This is a genomic window from Reichenbachiella sp. (assembly GCF_039941815.1).
Taxonomy (GTDB): Bacteria; Bacteroidota; Bacteroidia; order Cytophagales; family Cyclobacteriaceae; genus Reichenbachiella.
Genome location: NZ_JBDVDW010000032.1, coordinates 624,184 through 643,019, shown reverse-complemented (window position 1 = coordinate 643,019; position 18,836 = coordinate 624,184). Strand labels below are relative to the sequence as shown.

Genomic DNA, 18,836 nt, shown 5'->3' with positions numbered 1-18,836 from the left:
AAAGCACAAATTTGCGGTTTGGTTTTGGCTAAGGGCCAACAAGAGGGCATGAAAGAGAAGATTGATCCAGCAAAAATTCCTGCACATATCGCCGTAATAATGGACGGCAATGGGCGATGGGCTAAGAAGCGCGGAGCAGCCAGACTGTTTGGTCATAAGAATGCCATCCAGGCTGTTCGTGATGTGACAGAAGGTTGTGCAGAATTGGGAGTCGAGCATCTTACCTTATATGCTTTCTCTACCGAAAACTGGAACCGACCAAAGCTAGAAGTGGATGGTTTGATGTCATTGTTGATCTCTACCATCAAAAAAGAAATTCCTACTCTGGTGAAAAACAATATTCGCTTGCAACCAATAGGAGATATAGAGCATTTACCAATAGACGCACAAAAAAATCTCGACCTTGGCATCAAGCAGACAGAGGACAATACCGGTATGGTTTTATCATTGGCATTGAACTATGGTGGGAGATGGGAAATAAGTTATGCGGTGAAAAAGCTGATCAACGAAATAGAGGAAAACAATACTGAAGTTGATACTATAAGTGTCGACTCCATTAACAAATATATAGATGAGCATACCAGTCCGGATGTAGAATTAATGATTCGCACTAGTGGAGAACATCGCATTAGCAATTTTTTATTGTGGCAGGCTGCATATGCAGAGCTGCATTTTACAGAAACGCTTTGGCCAGATTTTAGAAAAGAACACTTATACAATGCCATCTTGGACTTCCAAAATCGGGAAAGAAGACTTGGAAAGACCAGTGAACAATTAATTCAAAAATAGACTAGAGCACATATATTAGGTCAGGAAAACAATGAGATCCAAATTACTTTTAATTCTTCTATGCATTACAACAGCAGCTGTTGGTCAGATTAGATATGGGAATCAGGGAAGAACCGATGCTAATAATGTAAATATCAGTTACTCTAATCCTCAAGAATTTACAATTGCCGATATTGAAGTAGAAGGTGCGGAATTCTTAGATAAGATTGCACTCATTTCCATCTCAGGACTAAAAGTAGGTGACAAAATAAAAGTACCTGGAGACGGGATCACCTCTGCCATAAAAAAACTCTGGAAACAAGGCCTCATTGGCGACATTCAAATTTATGCTTCAAAAGTAGTTGGGGAAGATATTTATCTAACCATTTCACTAGCCGAAAGGCCTCGACTAAGCCGTTTCGAATTTAGCGGTATTTCTAAGAGTCAAGAATCAGACATAAGAGAAAAAATAAATCTGATTCGAGGCCGAGTCATGACAGACGCCATACGAAAAAATGCCGAACTCACCGTGAAGAAATATTTCTATGAAAAGGGCTTTCTGAATACCGAAGTAGACATTACCTATAAAAAAGATACAACTATTCATAATAGCGTGCTTCTTAATGTGCAAATTGAAAGAAATCGTAAGGTCAAAATCAGAGATGTGAATTTTGTAGGAAATCAAAATTACTCTGCTACCAAGCTGAAAAGCAAAATGAAAAACTCTGGAGAGCGGCCAAGGTTTAAGCTTGTCAGTGCGATCGTCGCAATTGGGGCAAAAGTAGTGGGTCCTAAGCAAGAGAGAGTAAAAATGCTCGACGATGAAGTTTCTCACAATGTGTCAAAATCAGTCATTGAGATTATCAATGAAAACGTAAAATTGAATGTTTTTAAATCATCAAAGTTTGTAAAGGAAAAATACGAAGAAGACAAAGAAACTCTGATTGCATTTTATAACTCCAAAGGATACCGCGATGCTGAGGTTATTTCTGATACGATAGTATTTGCAGATCGAAGATCTGTAGATCTCAACTTAAAAGTAAACCCAGGAAGACAATACTACTTTCGAGATGTCACTTGGGTAGGCAACTTTATCCATGACGATAAAACACTCGATAGGATTCTCGCTATAGAAAAAGGCGATATCTACAATCTAGAATTAGTAGATAAAAAATTGAACTTCAACCCGAATGGGCCAGATATCAGCTCATTGTACATGGACAATGGTTATTTGTTTTTTAGTGTAACTCCAGTCGAAGTGAAAATTGATGGAGATTCGGTCGATGTTGAAATGCGAATTTATGAAGGTGCTCAAGCCACCATCCGAAAAGTTTTTGTAACCGGAAACGATCGTACAAATGATCATGTGATCATGAGAGAACTTAGAACGCTACCAGGACAGAAATTTAGTCGAGCGGAATTAATACGTACCCAGCGAGAACTATCACAGTTAGGTTATTTTGATCCGGAGCAAGTCAATCCCAAGCCTTTACCAAATCCAATAGATGAGACGGTTGATATTGAATGGGAGCTTGTAGAAAGACCAAGTGATCAGATCGAGCTGTCTGGTGGATGGGGAGGTGCTTTTGGATTTGTAGGGACTTTGGGACTTACCTTCAACAACTTCTCGCTTAGAAACATCCCCCATTTTGATAAATGGAGACCATTACCTGTAGGTGACGGACAGAAGCTATCATTAAGACTGCAGGCAAATGGCAAAAGATTTCAAAGCTACTCTGTAAGCTTTTCAGAGCCTTGGTTGGGAGGCAAAAAACCTAACTCGTTCGGAGTTAGTTTTAATTATTCTGTACAAAGAAGTATCGATTTCTTCACTGATAGAACTACAGGGTCGCTCCAGGTATTTGGTACTACTGTGAGTTTGGGTAGAAGAGTAAGGTGGCCCGATGATTATTTTACAGTAAGCAATTCTCTGTCGTATCTGAGATATAATTTATTCAATTATGGAAACACCCTTGGGTTTAGTACTGGTGCTGCCAACAACTTTACCTTCAACACGACAATTGCTAGAAACAGTATTGATAATCCAATGTATCCAAGAAGTGGGTCTTCTGTGTCGCTCAGTCTCGCCCTTACACCGCCTTGGTCTCTTTGGAATGATGTAGACTACGAAAACGCTGAAAACAGTGAGAAGTATAGGTATGTAGAATATCACAAATGGATGTTTGATGCTAAATACTATATGCAATTGGTGGGTGATTTAGTTATCGAAGCGAGAGCTCATATGGGTTTTATGGGTCACTATCAAAAGCACGTAGGTGTAGGCCCTTTTGAAAGATTTCAATTAGGTGGTGACGGACTTACAGGAACTAACTTCCTCTTGGGTAACGATGTCATTGGGCTTAGGGGCTATGACAACAACTCAATTACACCATATGACCCTCTCACCAACATTACGGGAGGTAATATTTTCAACAAATTTGTAATGGAGCTGAGGTATCCAATATCATTAAATCCATCGGCTACTATCTACTTATTGGCCTTTTCTGAAGCTGGTAATAATTGGAATGGTTTTGAAACTTTTAACCCAAACAAATTGTACAAATCTTCAGGATTTGGCGTTCGAATATTCATGCCTGCTTTTGGTCTGCTAGGAATAGATTGGGGATACGGATATGATAAGCTGCCAGGACAAACTTCTAATCCAGGTGGCCAAATTCACTTCTCTATTGGTCAGCAATTGAGATAATGAAGAATATTGCATGATATTAGTAGATAGAATAGAAGGCAGGAGCTAATTTTATGGTATGAAAATTGTAAATCGATACACAACCCTAACTTTGTTGCTTTTTGTTTTCATTTTAAATGATACATTTGCACAGAAATTTGGCTACGTGGATACAGATTATATCCTAAGCCAGATGCCTGAATACAGCGAGGCCAAGAGTGAGATTGAGAAAATCTCCAAAGCCTGGGAGCAGGAAATACAGGACATGTATAAATCCATTGAAGAAATGGAAGCCTCCTTAAAAGCTGAAGAGGTACTATTGACCAAGGAAATGAAAGATGATCGATTAAAAGAAATCGATCTAAAATGGGATGAAGTGAAGGCATATCAGAAAAAAGTATTTGGATTTGAGGGCCTGTTTTTCCTAAAAAAGAAAGAATTAATAAAACCCGTTCAGGATCAAGTGTTTGATGCGGTTGAACGGATAGCCAAAAACCATCGCTTGCAAATAGTGTTTGACAAGTCTGGTGATTTGGTAATGATTTATACCGATCCGGTTCATGACTATACAGACTATGTGCTGGAAGAGCTCGGTCTCGGTGATAAAAACGATGTAATAAGTAACAACTAATTAGAACTGAATTATGAAAATTAAATCGATAATTTTTGCAGTTGTATTGTCTGCATTTAGCCTGACTGCAAGTGCGCAGGGTGTAGTTATGAAGATAGGCTATACCAATGTAGAGTACATTCTTAGCCAGATGCCAGAGGCTAAACAAGTAGATTCTGAATTCAAAGCTTATGAGGCTCAACTACAGAATCAATTGCAAGCAAAAGGCACTGAATTGCAAACTAAGTTGCAAGAATATCAGCAGGGGTCATCTACTATGACTGACTTGGTAAGAGCCGATAAGGAAGCTGAATTGCAATCTTTAAATCAAAGATTCGAAGCTTTCCAAAGAGAAGCTCAATCTTCATTGCAAAAGAAACAAGGTGAGCTATACGCCCCACTTTTTGAAAAAGTAGGTACAGCGGTAAAAGCTGTCAGAATCGAGAATGGGTATGACATGATTTTTAGCACTGGCGTGCCAGGTGTTGATATTTTATTGGATGCTGATGAGAAATATGATATTTCTGATTTGATCTTCAAGAAAATGGGTATCACACCTCCTGTGAAGTAATAGTTAGCAGAATTAATGACTCGTCCTAAAATAGGTTGACGGTTTTTATAAGTAATTATTTAAAGCCTGTGGAATGCTTTTCGCAGGCTTTTTTCATGCACAAAATTGGGTGTTTTTAGATTGGGACTCCAATGGGATCTTTTGATGTTGTAGTTATCAATGGATTCTTGGATCAACTCTTCCTGCTCCTTGCCAGTGTTGGAATTGTGTAGCAGGAATTCTTTTTTGAGTATTCCATTGATTCTTTCAGCTAATACATTCTGATAGCAATCTTATTCATAGGTCACTGACAGAGTGATTTTGTTTTACTGAGTTGATTCTGATATAGCGATGAGCAATATTGCAATCCTCTATCAGAATGATGGATAGGCTTCATCACTACTTACTCTTTGAAAGATGGCATTTTGAGTGCCTTGACTACCTGCTCGGGGCCATATCGTACTGAGGGCCATGAAACTTCAACTAAAGGTCTCCGTGACCAGGGATAGGCAATGAGTCTTTTCTGGTGATGTCGCTAAAAATGACTTATTCCGGAGCTGAGGCTTAATGGTCTTTCATCAAGGTGGGATACTTGCTCAACCGATGATTGCTGTAGGTGGTTTCAGTGTAATTCTTCTTAGGGTATATCAGCAAATGTTCTGAGCGTAGGTAGTCAAAAGAGGGCATCCTTCCTATTTTTATACCCATTTGTCGAGGTCGATTTAGATTTTTGTTGATATATGGATTGTCTGCTGATCCCAAACAAACAACAACTATGCGGGAGACTTAATGGATTTGTTGACCGAATGCGTCAAATTGTTTGGGTAAAAAAAATTCTGATTGGGTGCCGTGTTGTTGATTGGAGATATCAATCATGGTAATCAATATCTCCTTTAGTTTCTCATCCGTTAGCTTGACGCTCTAATCTTTTGGACAGGTGTTTCCTTACGTTTTGGACTACAATCAAATGAACCATTGGCTTACGAATACCATAGACCTTTTGAGCCTGCTTGATCAAAGGCTCATTTAAACCAAAATGAATCTCTTTGAGCTCAGTTTTTCCAAGGAGTTTCCTTTTTCATAAATAAGTTACATTTATGTCAACCTATTCAGGACAAGGCTTTTTTTTGCAGCAAATACTAGTAGTTAGTACCAGCTCTGATCATTGCACATCTGAAACCAATTGTAGATGTTGCTGAATCTTCTTCCAAGTATCTTCTTGTACCTGGCGACATCCAGTACGCTACATCTGCCCAAGATCCGCCTTTGTAGACTCTAACTCTGTCATTAATTAAAGAGTTGTAGTTAGAAAAATCGTAACCATCCTCTTCATCAAGAAATCCATCTCTTCTTACAGGATTCAAATCGTCAAAGTCTTGGAATGATAATGGACGATATACATCTTGTACCCATTCATTTACATTTCCAGCCATATTGTATAGACCGAAATCGTTTGGAGGATAATCATATATATACGTAGTTATCATTGCTCCATCATTCAACTTACCAGCGATACCTGCATAATCACCTCTACCTCTTTTGAAGTTGGCAAGGAATGTACCGAGTTGTTTTCCATATGGATTTCGAAGCGCATGACCATCCCACGGATATAATCTTCTGTGAGTTTGATTTTCATCTAACCACTGCGTGCCAATTAAAGCTTGTGCTGCATACTCCCATTCTGCTTCAGTTGGAAGACGGTAGTTGGGTAGAACAAAGCCAGATTCCAAAGGAATTCTGCCTGCAGATGGCAAGTCACTTTCTGCTTCTATGGCTTCGTCATAGTACCCTGCTTCTTCAGCCAATTTCTGATTGACTACAATAGACCTCCACAGACAATAGTCTTGTGCTTGTTGCCAAGTCACACCTACCACAGGGAAAAATCTGAAACCAGGATATCTAAGGTAATGATCTACATAGGGATCATTGTATGCTAGGTTTTTAGCCCATACTGTAGTATCTGGCAAGGCTGATTCATAGAATTCTCTTGATGAATCCAATCTTACATAGTGCAAGTATTCCAACCAATGGATGTTGGCTACTTCAGTTTCGTCCATGTAGAAAGAAGCAACGGTAACTGTTCTTTCGTGATTGTCACTTGTGTTTGCTATATCTTCTTCGAAGCTACCGAGTATGGTTCTTCCACCTTCTATAAACCTAAGGTTGGGTCCTTCTGGCTGACCTCTAAAGTCATTGACCTGAAAATCACCCTCTTCTTCATTGTAGGCAAGGCCTGTAGCAGTACTGTATCCTCCTGGATCACTACTGGTGGCATGCCCCCCTCCTCCGAGAGATCCACAAGAGGATATACCCAATGTGAAACCAATAAGAATGGCTGACGCGTTTAAGTAAGGAACAAATTTTTTCATAACACACTTAAATTTTATTCAAGCTCCTAAAATAAAGACAATTTTACTTAAAACAAACATAGTAAAATGACTACAAGGAAAATAATCACAATTTATTCCATGTAATCTACGATTGCTGTGTCTTAGGAGACTAACACTTTTTTACATATACATATAGAATTCAAAAATATTTAATTTATTGTTCATCTACACACCTTTTAAGTAATAATGAAATTGGAATTCGATTTAATTCTGAAAGACAGTCGCTAATCACCCTAAAATATTTTACTTAAATTTGCACTTAAATCATGTCACAAGCAGAAGCAACACTATATCGCCCATTGTTACACCATATCGCCCAAAAAATAGTAGGGTGCTCGGTTATTGCTGAAGATTTGGTTCAAGACACGTTCTTCAACTGGTTCAAATATGAGCGCAAGGAGGTAAATGACGCAAAAGCCTATTTGATCTCCTCTGTGAGAAATTTGAGTATCAATCACTTGAAAAAGAAGAAAGATGAGCTTTTTGAAAATCTGACTCCAAATTTACCTTCCTTTTCTATTAGTACAGATATATCCTACCTCGACATAAAACAGGATATTTCTGATTCTATGGCTATTTTGCTTAAAAAACTTGCTCCGGCGGAACGCGCAGTTTTTGTGTTGAAAGAGATATTTAACTTCGAATATTCTGACCTACCTGAGATTTTAGGAAAAAAATCTGATAACTGCCGTCAGCTTTTAAGTCGAGCACAACAAAAGTTGTCGCAAGAAAAAGAACGTTTTAGTCTAGAGCCACATAAGCTTAAGGCTCTCTTAAATAATTTTAAGAAAGCCACTCTGGGTGAATTTGAAGGTTTGATAAAAAACCTAAAAGAGGATATGAGTGGTGAAAATCAGCAAGATTAGAGTCTGATATCTCGCCAATAATTTTATTTCCTTAGCAAGAGTCTTTAAATTATCGTTAAAAATCAATTCCCAACTATCATGAAGAATCTTGTCTTAATTTTTTTATGCATCAGTACGTCCGTTGCTTTTGGACAAAAACCTGTAAAAAGTATTCCCTTTGAACTATTCGGGGATCATATTATCATCCAACTGAGCGTAGATGGCTCGGAACCATTAGATTTTATTTTTGACTCTGGAGATGGGATTACTGTAATTGATGAAGATATAGCTGAGCAGCTACATTTGGTAAAACAAAAAGTAATCTTGAATCAAGGGACAGTTACGGGTTCCTTGATTAAGCATAACAAGCTCGAAATAGGAGATTATCTTTTAGAAAAAAACATCAAAGTATATTCTACTGATTTAGATCATTTAGAAATCAGTTTAGGCAGAGACTTCGACGGAATTATTGGGTATGACCTTTTGTATCACCATGCAGTGCGTATTGACTATGACAATCGTACCTTTGAAATTTATGATCATGGTCAACATCCAAAAAAAGGCGAAGCAATTCCTTTCAAACTAAACACTGCGATACCCACTATTCAGGGCAATGTCGTGCTAAATAACGGCGAACCACACCCGGGCACTTTTTTTGTAATGACTGGTGCAGGTACAACATTGGATTTTAATTCACCATATGCCGAGCAATATGATGTAATTCACAAAACAGGGAAACATTATTCTTACTATGTGAAAAGTATATCGCAAGATGAAACAAAACATTATGAAGGAATGGTAAAGTCCTTCACTTTTGGCCAACAGAAATTCGAGAATTTGCCTATAGGCATCAGTCAGGCAAAAACAGGAACCCAGGCTCATGAAAAAGTCTCAGGTATTTTGGGAAATAAAATTTTAAGTAGATATAACGTAATCTTTGATTTGCCTGCCAAGCTTATCTACTTAGAGAAAAACAAAAGTTTTGATGATCACTTCACCGTAAACTGTAGTGGCATAGATATTCAACTTTCGAAAGATAAGCAGAAGGTTCTGATTCATCAGGTATTTGAAGGTAGCGCTGCTGAGAGTGTAGGCATAGAAGAAAACGCAGAGTTGTTAAGTATCAATGGGAAGAAGGCAATTGCTGATGTGAACCTTCCTGAAATACAAAAAATGCTAGTGCAGCCAGGTAAGTCTGTAAAACTTGTGATTCTCCAGAACGGAGAAGAGAAATCGGTAAACTTGGCCTTGATGTCATTGTTGTAGAGGTCAACGATTCAGAATAACATTGCCACCGCAAGATTGGCCTTCATAGATAATTAAATATTGATATAATCCATTAGCAACAAAGTCACCGCTATTGTTTTTGGCATCCCAAGTAATAGAAATGTCTCCGGCAAATTGTGGCGTGTTTAGAATCGTACGGATGATACGCCCGGATACATCCGAAATATGTAATGCTAGAGGACCTGCTTCAGAAATCGTAAAACGTATTTGAAACTCTTCAGTAAATGGGTTCGGAAAACCTGAGGCCAACTGAATTCCGCTTTTTTCAATTACTGCTGGCACTATTTCTTCTGTATTTGCGAGGCTTGATTCAAATACTCCATTGCCGTGAGTGGCAACTACAATTTTGCCGTCGGTAGATCGATAATCGATCATAGAAACTACAGAATGGCCAATACTTTCGAGACCTTCTGGTTGCCAAACTGTTTGACCTTCAATCAATTCTTCTGTACTATAGAGACCGGTACTGGTACCTAGCATATAAAAGTACTCTTCATTGTTCAAGGGTATAATTTCTGACCAACGTATACTTGGCCCATTTCCGCTTCCGTCGTCATTTTCTTCCAAATTGCCACCCACATCAACAAAATTCTCACCGCCATCCTCAGTATAGAATAAGCTGGGGATATTATAATTGGAATAGCATACTAATAACTGATCTGCATTGTTAGGGTTGATACTAATATTGGCGACATACCCCTGATGCGAAAAAATCTGCTCAGTGTCCGGTGTCGGTTGGTTAGCGCTGGTTATCTTATATACATTTCCATTGCTAGTACCGTAATAGAGTATGTGCGCTGGATTGGTGGAGATTTCAAGTGCTGTAATATCCTCTGGATCACTGATCGGATCTATCACATCCCAATTAGTAGTTGTTGTATTTTGAGTGAATAGTGAAATTTGAGTTAAATTATTATTTCTCCAAATCGCACTGTCTCCAGCCAGATACATTCGATTATAATTGTTGGGATCCAGTACAAAGGGTGTAACAAATAAATAGTTGTCTCTTGAAATACCTTTTGGGTCTACTTCAGCCCATGTACTAAGATCTCCATCAGAATCATAAGAAACCTTGAATATTCCCGCTTCCTGAAAGGAAGCATACCAATAAAGGTCCGCTGGAGTAGAGGCGCAAAAACTCCCATCCCCTCCCAATATTTCTGTCCAATCAGAATTTACACTATTTTCAAATTTGAGATAGGACCCGTTGTCTTGCAGGCCACCGATGGTTCTACTACTTTGCTCGACCTTTGATAAGGCAATGGTATAAAACTGTGAAGTGATATATCCTTGATTCAAAGAAACCCATGAGACATTAGCTGACCTGTTGTCAAAAGTCTTGAAAACACCGCCATCATTTGCTGTGAGCATTTGATCAGCATCCTCCAGAAAGACCAATTCATGTTGGTCGGGGTGATGATTTTCGTAAATAAGAGATTCGTCTTCTATGGCATAACCTCCTATTTGTGAAACATTGCTCCTTGTGGTAAAGCCATCTGTGGAGCGATAAAGATTGGTGCCGCCAATGTAGACTATGTTTGGATTACTGGGGTGTACTTTGATTGTGAGGTTATAAGAGCTTTGACTGTCGAAGGCCTCAAAATCAAAAGTGTCATCTGGAACTTGCATTGAACGATTAGACCAAATACTGTTCTCATATTTCCAAAGCTGCAAGGAGGTTCCTTCGACTAGGAAGTATAATATGTCGTCGTCAGATGGTGCGTATGCCATCACGAGCCTCTCCGAGAAATTTATAAAACCGGGAGGAGTAATGTTTGTCCAGTTGGTGCCGTCCGTTGAATAAAAAATTCCCTTATCAGTTCCATTGAACCCAGTCCCGGTGGAAGTACTTAAGTAAGCGTATTTGTCTCCACTTGGCGTAATTAAAATATTAGTATAGAAGGAGGCGCCCGAATTATTTAAATTCCCAGAGTTGTCTTCAAGTAAATTTGGTTCTCCATGCACCTTCACCCAATTGTTACCCCCATCGGTAGATCTAACGATATTTCCGTATAGGGCAGCATATATTTCATCAATTCCAAAATCACTGGTGGGATCTGTAGCAAGATTCCACACATAGTTAAATGGGCTGTCAAAGGAGGCCGCCTGATTTGTTGAAGTTGCAGGAAGTATATCCCAAGAAGCACCATTGTCAACAGACTTAAATATTCCATCTCCTCTATACAATGCCCCTGGGGCTCTTGCCGAGTTTCCTCGAAGCTCGCCTGTACCAAAGTACCAGGTATCTCGCTTACCTGTTCTATTGTCTTGAGCAATACAAGTCACGCTGTTGAGTACGGTTGGCTGAGTGGTTCGAGTCCAACTTAGACCTCCATTTAAACTGCGCCAGACACCTCCCGATACTCCACCTGCCAGGATAATATCCTCATCACGATCATCAATAGCTAACGCGCGAGTTCTACCTCCTACATTATTGGGCCCTGCAGTAGTCCATTCCAAGGATTCTCTTCTTTGGTTTGAAAGAGTAGAATTTTGAATGGATCTCGAAAAGGTTAGTTCATCGCGATGAATATTAAAAGGAATCTCATCCGTCCGTGGATCAACCAGCATTTTAGTCTTATAATCGAAACGAGCTCTGGGCTTTTCTTTCGACCCTATGGCTGATTTTATTCCTGGTAACTCCGGAAGTACTGGTTTCTTTGTGTTCTGGTTGCAGGATATAGTTGTGAAGAGGGTAAGAACCCCAAGTATTTTTAAGACAATTCTCATTAAAGATCTTCTCTAATAGCTCCTTCTACATCAAGAATGAAGTCAGCACCGAAGGCGCTGGATGGCGTTTGAAATCCAAATGCAGGAAGATCGTTCATCAGCTTTTCGACGACCATTAGTGAAGTGATGGCTGTGAGCTTGTATCCCTCTGGGGTAGTAAGCCTAGCTGATTTGGTTGTACCCGCTTGATTTTTCACCTCTCCCCATAGATAACAGTGGCTTTCTTCTCGCATCTGTTCACTAGGTCCAGTTACTGTTTTTTTCACTTTGTTTTGTAGATACTTTTGAACAAAGCCTAAATTAAAAACCCATTTCCAGCGCTGAACAAATTTCATTTTTTTGACCTGACCGGGGTGCATAGCGGTATACACCATAATGTTAGGGATGCCAGTGCTATAATAGGCAGTGGAGACATCTCCCCATGGAATAGAAACAAAAGTTTTGTCCTTTCCATCTAAATTTAGTTTCCTGGAGGCATAGGCATGGGGAACAGGAATAATTTTCTTGTTTTTTCTAATAGCACCACCTTTACCGATACCCTGAGTCATAGTCAGGGCAGTTCCGCGAGAAGTTGATGATTCACTCATGAAGGCGAGCTCCAAATGCGATGCATCTGGAAGTTGTGATTTTAAGTATGCAGCCAGGCAATCACTCGGTACAACATCGAATCCCACGCCTGGCATCAAGACAATTTCTACTTTTTTCGCTTCTTCGTTTAAGGACGCACCGAGCTCGAAAACTTCAATTTCTCCAGTGATATCTAAATAGTGCGTTTTAGTAGCTAGACAAGCTTGCATCATCACTTTGGCTGTAGAGGAGAATGGACCGGCACAATGCAATACCAAATCGACTTGGTCGAGCGCCGCTTTCAATTTGTCGGATTCAGATAAATCAAATGATTGATGGTCCAAGTCAAGTTCTTCTGCCAGTGCTTTTGTCTTGTCATGATCGCGACCGGCGAGAATTGGACTTAGTCCCTTAGATTTTGCCAACTGAGAAATGAGTTTGCCGGTGTAGCCGTATGCTCCGTAAATTAGAAATTTCATGTCTTGATAATTTTGGAATAGGAAATTAAATAAAACATTGCAATCAAACTGCTATTCTTGACAACAATAGTGTCGCCTGCGATCAACTAGTTTTTTATGTAAGGGACTTGTTGTATTTTTATTGCCACAAACATCGATTATCTACTCATGTCCATGAACAGTCGTAATTTTATCTGGTATGCCCTTCCCATGATGATATTCTTGGGCATGATGTGGCTATATGAGCCGTGGTTTTACCAGAGATATGTTGCCAGCGAAAAACTGGAAAAAATCAAAAAAAGAGACTTCAAAATTGTTGGGCATAAAGGTGCTGCTGGATACGCACCAGAAAACACACTTACGTCCTTTCAGATAGCGATGGATATGGGTGCTGATATGATCGAGATAGATGTACATTATACCAAGGATGGAGAGGTGGTGGTATTCCATGATGAAGAAATTTCCAGAACTACCAACGGTTCTGGTAAAATTCATGAATTGACACTTGCGGAAGTAAAAGAACTTGACGCCGGTTATTGGTTTTCCCCTAAGTTCGAAGGGGAAAAAGTCCCCACACTGGCTGAAACCATTGATTTGATTCATGGTAAAATGGAACTCATAATTGACATCAAATCAAAGGGTCATCAATATTATCATGGTTTTTCTGAAAGGATTGTTGAGATTATAGATGATAAAGGAGCCATGGATTGGTGCATCATTCAGGCCTACGATGAACAATATCTAGAGGATGCGTATCAAGCAGACTCTACTATAGAAATGAAGAAGATCATGATGGGCGAAGATGAGACTCACCTACTTGCCTTCTATATCAACGCTAAAAATTTTACAGACCATAGGAATATGCACGAATTCTATGGCACGCTGAATCCACATTTTACTACACTTTCACAGCGAAGAATATTTAGATTCCATGCTCGAGGTTACAAGGTGTATACCTATGTAGTAAATGAAAGATCGGATATGCTGAAAATGCTTAATATGGGTGTGGACGGAATCATTACAGACTTTCCGGATCGTATGGTTCAAATTCGAGAAGAGTTAGACCAATTGGATAGGCGAAGAGAAGCAGGAGACGTAGAATAGTTTTGCAAGGAAATTATAAGAACGGAGAAGAATACTACAATAAGATTTACCTCCTCTTCAACGCACTCATCGCAGTTTCATTATTACCATTCGGCTACTTGCTACTACTAAGACAAACAGGGTCACTACAATCGCAAGTGCCATATCCGCTGAACCCTCTATTAGTAGTTGTATTAATACTCTCTGCTGCGGCCTTGATATATCAGTCTTATCGATCCTTCTCCAATTTTGTCCAATCAGATAAAACAGAAAGTACACTTAGGGAAAAGCTAAATGAATACAGGTCTGAGTCATTTAGGAAATACATGGCGTATTTGCTGGCTAGTTTGATTTTGGTTTGTGGACTCTTCTTAACAGCTAATGGCCTTTTTATTGTGGCATATATCGCGACTACTATTCTTCTTTCGCTCAAGCGACCAACGTTAAACACCATTATTGAGGATTTACAACTGTCGGAAGAAGATCAAAAGGTGCTGATAGAAAAGAAAACCATAGACTAGTCTATTCAGTAATACCCACAGCTTCTGTCATTACATAGTATCTTGGATCGTCGATATCAGAAATTATAATCTCCTCAAATTTTGAGTTGGCTTTGTTCAATACCAATTTACAATCAGGACTGAGATGCTTAAGCATCACTTTTTTGCCAAGCGCTTCATATTTATTTACAATAACCCTTATCGCTTCCACACCAGAGTGGTCAGATACCTTTGAATCTATGAAGTCAATTTCTACATGATCAGGATCTTCTGCCGGAGTGAATTTACCATTGAAGGCTTGAATAGATCCAAAAAACAAAGGTCCCCAAATTTCATACACTTTTGTGCCGTCTTCCCTCATGCTTTTTCTAGCTCGTATTTTGGTGGCATTTTCCCAGGCAAAAACTAATGAAGAAACAACGATTCCGCATAATACCGCGATGGCTAAATCAAAGAAGACCGTCACAGCGGAAACGAGGATGAGCACAAAGGCGTCGGCCCGAGGTATTTTGTTGATGATTCTAAGGCTGGACCATGCAAATGTTCCAATCACCACCATAAACATAACTCCAACCAAAGCTGCGATAGGTACCTGCTCGATATATGGAGACAAAAACAAAATAAATGAAAGAAGCATCAATGCAGCGACTATACCTGATAGCCTTCCACGTCCACCAGAATTTACATTGATCATGGACTGGCCTATCATGGCACATCCACCCATGCCGCCAAAGAAACCATTGACAATATTGGCTGTACCCTGAGCTACACATTCTCGATTGCCACTGCCTCTGGTCTCAGTGATCTCGTCAATCAGAGTCAAGGTCATGAGCGATTCTATTAAACCAATTGCTGCTAGAATTGCCGCATACGGGAAAATGAAAGCTAGCGTTTCCAAAGTGAATGGAATTTGTGGAATCATAAACGATGGTAATCCTCCTTCTATTCCGCTACCGCCATTTGACTTTACAAATGATAGTACAGTTTGTGTATCTACACCCCCGAGTATTACGACTAATGAAACAGTCACAATCGCCGCAAGTCCAGCTGGTATTTTGGTTGTAATCTTTGGTAGGCCAAACATGATACCCATTGTCAAAAGAACCAGACCGAGCATCATCCAAAGATCATTTCCGGCAAGCCACTGTCCTTCTACCTTAAACATTCCCATCTGTGAAAGAAAGATGACAATAGCCAATCCGTTTACAAAGCCAAGCATGACCGGATGAGGTATGAGTCGAACAAATTTTCCGAGTTTGAATATTCCGGCAGCCATTTGTAGCAATCCCATGACTACCAAAGTGGCGAATAGATATTGAACTCCTGCACCTTCTACTTCAGGCATGAGTGCATTGCCTTCTCTGACCAACGCAACCATCACAACAGCCAAGGCTCCAGTAGCTCCCGAAATCATACCAGGTCGTCCACCAATAACTGAAGTCACCAAGCCGACCATAAAAGCACCATACAGGCCTATAACAGGATCAATACCTGCGACAAAAGCAAAAGCGACTGCTTCTGGCACTAGAGCAAGCGCTACTGTAATTCCTGATAGAATATCATTTTTGGCATTTTTAGATTTATTTCTGATCAGCTCGAACATAAAAAATAAGTTTTTTTTAAAACGGGGTGCAAAGGTACTCCACTATTTGAATTAGGGCATAGCGAATATTTAAATAATAAAAAGATGCATCTTTGAATAACCAGGAAAACGGATCTTCCAAGAATAAAGGGTTGAGTTCTTAAAAAATGAATCTACAATATTTCAAAACGATATTATCATCAGTTATAACCTTACTTGTTCCCATTTTTCTGTTTGGGCAAACCTCAGTTTTGTTCGTTGGAAACAGTTATACCTATTTTCATAATATGCCCGAAATAGTGAAAAATATAGCTGAGCAAAATGGTGAATCTTGTATGGTTACACTTTCCGTGAGCGGGGGTGTTTCGCTGAAGGACCACTGGGAAGGAAATTCAGGTCTACAGACCAAAACATTGATAGAGAAAGAGAGATTTGATTTTGTGGTCTTGCAAGATCAGAGCCTTGCCCCGATAATAGAGGCAGAGAAGACTCTAAGTTATGGAAAGAAGCTGGCTGATCTTGCCATTCAGCAAGGAGCTCAAATTATTATTTATCAGACCTGGGCAAGAAAAAACAATCCTGATTCCCAATCAAAACTTGATGCGACCTTTGAGAAATTGGCATTAAATACCGGTGCCAAAATCGCACCCGTAGCAAAAGCATGGCACCTGACTAAAAGAGATTTTCCGGTCATAGAATTATACGATCCCGATGGGAGTCACCCTTCAGAGCTAGGAAGTTTCTTAACAGCACTAATTTTCTATAAGACAATCTATAAAAAATCAGCGATCGGCTCCGATTTTCTACCAGACCCCGTACATCCGAACTATGAACTAATACAGCTACTAATGAATATTGCCAGTCAAGTAAGGTGATTTACTCTAAGCAGCTCTTCTTAAATAATAGTCCAAAATTAAATATACTTACTTACTAGTAAGTATATTTGCTACATGTCAAATACCAGGACACAAATATTAGACTTGGGTGAGGAGTTGATTCGTACCAGAGGTTTCAATGCTTTTAGTTACAAAGACATTAGTGAGAAATTGGGAATAAAAAATGCCGCCGTCCACTATCATTTTCCAAGCAAAGAAGCATTAGGAACGGCGATCATTCAGCAAAGCATTGATTTGTTTATTGTAAAAGAAAAGCAGTGGAATCAGTTGTCCTCAAAGGAACAACTTTTGGATTTCATCAATATTTATCAAAAAAGCCATGACAAAAATTGGTCTTGTCTGATGGGCGCATTGAGTTCGTCAGTCGATTCTCTCCCATCGACGATGCAGAATAAGCTGACCAAAATGGCTGAATACATTTTGAATCGACTGACTCAAACGCTAATTGAAGGGTTGAAAAAAGGAGAATTTCATTTTGATGAAGAGCCACGAGCAAAAGCCGAATTGATTATATCTTCCCTGCTGTCTTCCTTATTACTAAGTAAAGTGATGCATGGACAAATATTTGAGTCCATAGTCCAATCAATAATATTATCTGTAAACCTCAAAACTAAATAGTGAAATGACAGAAAAGAGAGTAGTTGTAACAGGAATGGGTGCTGTCACACCATTAGGAAATGATGTCGAGACTTTTTGGAACAATGCCGTAAATGGCATGAGCGGAGCAGGGCCGATTACCCACTTCAATGCAGAAAAGTTCAAGACACGTTTTGCCTGTGAAGTCAAAGGATTTGATCCCGCAAAATACCTCGATCGAAACGAAATAAAAAGAACAGATCTCTATAGCCAATATGGACTTTATGCTGCAGCGCAAGCTGTTGAAGATTCCGGTTTTGAGCTGGATAAAATGGACCCTTTCGATGTGGGTGTAATTTGGGGAACGGGCCAAGGAGGATTAGAGACATTGGAAAGAGAAGTACAATATTATATGGAGAAGGACAAAGAACCCAAGTTCAATCCATTTCTCGTACCCAAGATGCTTACCAATATGTGTGGCGGTATGATTGCGCTGAAGTATGGTTTTATGGGCATAGGTTTTACGACCATTTCAGCATGCGCGACCACGAATACCGCGATCATGGATGCATTCAATTATATCAAGCTGGGAAAAGCCAAAATTTTTGTGACGGGAGGGTCAGAAGCACCTATCACCGAAGCTAGCATTGGTGGATTTGGCTCTATGAAAGCATTATCTACTAGAAACGACGACCCAGTATCAGCCTCCAGGCCATATGATATTGATCGCGACGGATTTGTGATGGGAGAAGGAGGAGGAGCTTTGATCCTGGAGGATTATGATCATGCCAAGGCGAGAGGAGCAAAAATATATGCCGAAATAGTCGGCTCTGCCATGACCAATGATGCGTATCATATGACCGCTACTCATCCGGAAGGGCTAGGAGCACTTCGTGCCATGGAATGGGCACTCAAAGAAGCTAACCTTACACCATCAGACCTGGATTACATTAACACCCACTCGACTTCTACTCCGGTCGGTGATTTGAGTGAGCCGGCAGCAATTCACAAACTGATGAAAGGATTTGAAAATAACTCTGTTATCAGTGGTACCAAATCTATGACCGGCCATATGCTTGGAGCTGCCGGAGTCGCGGAAGCCATTTTATCCATTATGACCATCAATCATAACATCATTCCGCCTACAATTAATACCGAAACCATCGATCCGGATATTGTCGAGGGGTTAGAAATTGTAACCAAAGCGGCCAGACAAAAAGCGGTGAACGTAGCGATGAGCAATACATTTGGCTTTGGAGGTCACAATGCGATTTCAATTTTTAGAGCAGTATAAATAACATGGCAGAC

At 39.7% G+C, this 18,836-nt stretch carries 15 protein-coding genes; 11 read left to right on the top strand and 4 right to left on the bottom strand.

The window, feature by feature from the left end:
• Positions 1-24: 24 nt before the first annotated feature.
• The 4 genes from ABJF11_RS09975 to ABJF11_RS09960 are packed head-to-tail and all read left to right on the top strand — an operon-like array spanning position 25 to position 4,635.
• A complete protein-coding gene (locus ABJF11_RS09975) occupies positions 25-789 on the top strand; it encodes an isoprenyl transferase (RefSeq protein ID WP_348119690.1) in 765 nt (254 codons plus the stop codon).
• Positions 790-820: 31 nt separating this feature from the next.
• Positions 821-3,475, top strand: coding sequence for a POTRA domain-containing protein (locus ABJF11_RS09970; protein ID WP_348119689.1), 2,655 nt, complete (start codon positions 821-823; stop codon positions 3,473-3,475).
• 58 nt (positions 3,476-3,533) lie between these two features.
• Positions 3,534-4,085, top strand: coding sequence for an OmpH family outer membrane protein (locus ABJF11_RS09965; RefSeq protein WP_348119688.1), 552 nt, complete (start codon positions 3,534-3,536; stop codon positions 4,083-4,085).
• A 13-nt stretch (positions 4,086-4,098) separates the two neighbouring features.
• Positions 4,099-4,635: an OmpH family outer membrane protein gene (locus tag ABJF11_RS09960; RefSeq protein ID WP_348119687.1), complete on the top strand. Its 537-nt coding sequence runs from the start codon at positions 4,099-4,101 to the stop codon at positions 4,633-4,635.
• A gap of 1,118 nt (positions 4,636-5,753) precedes the next feature.
• Here ABJF11_RS09960 and gldJ read toward each other — a convergent pair.
• Entirely contained in the window at positions 5,754-6,983 is a 1,230-nt protein-coding gene (gene gldJ, locus ABJF11_RS09955) for a gliding motility lipoprotein GldJ (RefSeq protein WP_348119685.1), read from the bottom strand.
• Between the two features lie 287 nt (positions 6,984-7,270).
• Here gldJ and ABJF11_RS09950 point away from each other — a divergent pair, with 287 nt between their 5' ends.
• On the top strand, positions 7,271-7,870 hold the full coding sequence (locus ABJF11_RS09950; protein ID WP_348119684.1) for a sigma-70 family RNA polymerase sigma factor: 600 nt from the start codon (positions 7,271-7,273) through the stop codon (positions 7,868-7,870).
• Between the two features lie 78 nt (positions 7,871-7,948).
• The gene (locus tag ABJF11_RS09945; protein WP_348119683.1) at positions 7,949-9,115 is read left to right on the top strand and encodes an aspartyl protease family protein; all 1,167 of its coding nucleotides are present in this window, start codon (positions 7,949-7,951) and stop codon (positions 9,113-9,115) included.
• Between the two features lie 3 nt (positions 9,116-9,118).
• Here ABJF11_RS09945 and ABJF11_RS09940 read toward each other — a convergent pair whose 3' ends face one another.
• Together ABJF11_RS09940 and ABJF11_RS09935 are read right to left on the bottom strand one after the other, a co-directional pair.
• A complete protein-coding gene (locus ABJF11_RS09940; RefSeq protein ID WP_348119682.1) occupies positions 9,119-11,866 on the bottom strand; it encodes a FlgD immunoglobulin-like domain containing protein in 2,748 nt (915 codons plus the stop codon).
• Positions 11,866-12,912, bottom strand: a complete 1,047-nt coding sequence (locus ABJF11_RS09935) for a saccharopine dehydrogenase NADP-binding domain-containing protein (RefSeq protein WP_348119681.1) — start codon at positions 12,910-12,912, stop codon at positions 11,866-11,868. The genes ABJF11_RS09940 and ABJF11_RS09935 overlap by 1 nt, the downstream gene beginning before the upstream one ends.
• Positions 12,913-13,065: 153 nt before the next feature.
• Here ABJF11_RS09935 and ABJF11_RS09930 point away from each other — a divergent pair, with 153 nt between their 5' ends.
• Positions 13,066-13,995: a glycerophosphodiester phosphodiesterase family protein gene (locus ABJF11_RS09930; RefSeq protein ID WP_348119680.1), complete on the top strand. Its 930-nt coding sequence runs from the start codon at positions 13,066-13,068 to the stop codon at positions 13,993-13,995.
• A 2-nt stretch (positions 13,996-13,997) separates the two neighbouring features.
• Positions 13,998-14,495, top strand: coding sequence for a hypothetical protein (locus ABJF11_RS09925; RefSeq protein ID WP_348119678.1), 498 nt, complete (start codon positions 13,998-14,000; stop codon positions 14,493-14,495).
• A gap of 1 nt (position 14,496) precedes the next feature.
• Here the strand turns inward: ABJF11_RS09925 and ABJF11_RS09920 are convergent, their stop codons facing one another.
• The gene (locus ABJF11_RS09920; protein ID WP_348119677.1) at positions 14,497-16,077 is read right to left on the bottom strand and encodes a SulP family inorganic anion transporter; all 1,581 of its coding nucleotides are present in this window, start codon (positions 16,075-16,077) and stop codon (positions 14,497-14,499) included.
• Between the two features lie 266 nt (positions 16,078-16,343).
• Between ABJF11_RS09920 and ABJF11_RS09915 the strand changes: the two genes are divergently transcribed.
• The 3 genes from ABJF11_RS09915 (at position 16,344) to fabF (ending at position 18,822) form a co-directional block, all read left to right on the top strand.
• A complete protein-coding gene (locus ABJF11_RS09915; protein ID WP_348119676.1) occupies positions 16,344-16,931 on the top strand; it encodes a hypothetical protein in 588 nt (195 codons plus the stop codon).
• 75 nt (positions 16,932-17,006) lie between these two features.
• A complete protein-coding gene (locus ABJF11_RS09910; protein WP_348119675.1) occupies positions 17,007-17,570 on the top strand; it encodes a TetR/AcrR family transcriptional regulator in 564 nt (187 codons plus the stop codon).
• A 4-nt stretch (positions 17,571-17,574) separates the two neighbouring features.
• Entirely contained in the window at positions 17,575-18,822 is a 1,248-nt protein-coding gene (gene fabF, locus ABJF11_RS09905) for a beta-ketoacyl-ACP synthase II (protein WP_348119673.1), read from the top strand.
• Positions 18,823-18,836 lie beyond the last annotated feature (14 nt).